The sequence below is a fragment of the Candidatus Woesearchaeota archaeon genome (assembly GCA_003694805.1).
Taxonomy (GTDB): Archaea; Nanobdellota; Nanobdellia; order Woesearchaeales; family J110; genus J110.
Genome location: RFJU01000078.1, coordinates 1 through 2,103, shown reverse-complemented (window position 1 = coordinate 2,103; position 2,103 = coordinate 1). Strand labels below are relative to the sequence as shown.

The following is a 2,103-nucleotide window of genomic DNA, read 5'->3' as shown; positions in this document are numbered from 1 at the left end:
CTTTTGTTGTTTGTGATACTTCTGTGTCACGATAGGAGGTGATTGGTTGAGGTTGGGATGTCGTCAAAAAAAGGAGAAAAGCTTAAAAGATAGGTGTCGCCATTTGCAACGCCATGAGTGATTAGGTGACTACGCAGGGGTTGATGTGCAGTGTGGGACGAGTTTTTCGTTGCTGAAGATGTTTTTTCGTTGCGAGCATGCCCGAGGGAGTCGTGCAGGGGGGAGGTGCTTGACGTTCGTTCTGAGTTCTGTGGCCATGTGCATTACGAAACGCGCACGTGCCGGTCATGTGGCGCGAAATTTTTTGCGAGGACGAGGTTTTTTTCGTCGGGTACGTTTTCGTCTGGCGAGGAGTGAGTTGGACAGGTAATGGCGTCGGGGTGGCTTGCCTTAATGAGTGTCTCTGCGCGGGGTCCTGTTTTCTTCAGGGGTTAGGGTGCTGTGTGGTTGTTGGTTCTTGTTATGACGATGGGGGTTTTGGCGACGATGATGGAGTGTTCTGCTTGGGCGACGATGCCTTTGCTTTTTTCGTGGAGTGGGGGGTATTCATTGAGGCAGCCGAGGCGGCGGAGGTCTTGCAAGGCAAGGAAGGCCTTGGTTTTTCCCAGTTGTCTGGTGAGCCAGCGTGTCGTGAAGGGAAGGGGTCCTATGCTTTGTAGGTAGGTGAGGGCTTGGCGGGTTGCGGGGTTTCTTGTTCGCGGAAGTTTGGTGAGGGAGAAGATGGTTGGCGCGCCCTTGTTCCCGACGAGACCTGTGCCTGTTGTGGCGAAGGGTTCTATTGCGATGGTGTCTCCTTCTTTGAGGGGCGTTGTGAGGTGGGTTGCTTGGTAGTTGGGGATGGTGGGTGCTTGGTGGACGATGAAGTGGCCGATGCCGTGGCCGGAGAGGTTGCGGATGGGTTGGTACCCGAAGCGTTGGATGGTTTCTTCAATTGCTTTTCCTATCTCTGCGGGGGTGGTTCCGGGGGTTGCGAGGGTTATTGCTGTATCGAGTGCTGCTTGCGCTGCTTTGACGAGGTTGTCATGTTCTTCGCTGAGGGCGATGGTGAGTGCGTTGTCTGCGACGTAGCCGTTGACGTGAACGCCGACGTCGAGTTTGACACAGTCTCCTGCTTCGTAGGAGGTGGTGTCCTCTTCATCGGGGCAGAAGTGGGCTGCGCATTCGTTCCTGCTGCTTTGGGCGGGAAAGGCGGGTTCTCCGCCGAGGGAGCGGATTTTTTCTTCGACGCGGTCGAGTACGTCCCTGATGAGCGCTCCTGGTTTGATGAGTGTTGCGCCGTAGAGGAGTGCTTCTCTTGCGATGCGTCCTGCTTGGAGGTAGCTAGCAAGTGCTTCTTCGCTGAGCCCTGCCACGTTTCTTGGTTCTCGCGCCACGACATGCTTGAGCGGGGAGGGGGTATAAAAAATGTTTGGTAGAAATGCTTATAGTTGTGAAGCGTCAGAAGGGTGATGGTGCTCCTTGTTTTAGGAGCGTTGGAGCGAGTGGTTGGTGGACTGTTTTTAGTAGATGATGGCGAGGACGACGCGTTGGATGTCTTCAAAGCGAATTTTTCCGGGGTCGGCTCGTGGGTTGTTGTCTCCTTTGAGAATGTAATACTTGCCGTTTTCGTCTTCGCCAATGTCGATGACACGATGGATGACGGGGCCGGTGGTGTAGGGGGAGGTGTAGCTGATGATGTCTCCGACGTTGATATCTTCTTCTGATGTTGGGACGAATTCAATGGCGTTGGCTCCGCTGTCTATTACGGGATCCATGGAGTTCGTGTTGGTGAATGTTGCCCATGCAATGTCGCGGCCGAACTGTTCAAGGTTGATGATGACTTTGTCTTTGTACACGAGGATTTGCTCTTCCTTTATCCAGTCCGCAGGCGAAGGGAGGTCTGAGAGCGTGCGGGTCGGGTTTTGGAGGACGCTGGAGAGGAGTGCTGGTTTGGTTTGTTGCGTGCTGAACGTGTGAGTTTGCGTGTCGGCTGTCTTCGTGCCGAACGTTGTTGGTAGGGGGAGATTTTGTTGGGCAGAGAAGTCTCTTGCGAGTACGCCGAGGAAGAAGACGAGTGCAAGGAGTCCTAATCGCCAGTGGAGTTTCATGGTGTTTGCTTTTGTT

The 2,103-nt window shown here is 54.0% G+C and carries 2 protein-coding genes; both read right to left on the bottom strand.

From position 1 onward, the window contains the following. Positions 1 to 431 precede the first annotated feature (431 nt). The gene (locus D6783_02890; protein ID RME53116.1) at positions 432 to 1,406 is read right to left on the bottom strand and encodes a type II methionyl aminopeptidase; all 975 of its coding nucleotides are present in this window, start codon (positions 1,404 to 1,406) and stop codon (positions 432 to 434) included. A gap of 93 nt (positions 1,407 to 1,499) precedes the next feature. Further along, on the bottom strand, positions 1,500 to 1,754 hold the full coding sequence (locus tag D6783_02885; GenBank protein RME53117.1) for a signal peptidase I: 255 nt from the start codon (positions 1,752 to 1,754) through the stop codon (positions 1,500 to 1,502). Positions 1,755 to 2,103 lie beyond the last annotated feature (349 nt).

What these genes read in the sequence shown, in the direction of transcription:
- D6783_02885 (RME53117.1), bottom strand. Translation starts at nt 1,754, where the DNA reads ATGGATCCCGTAATAGACAGCGGAGCCAACGCCATTGAATTCGTCCCA.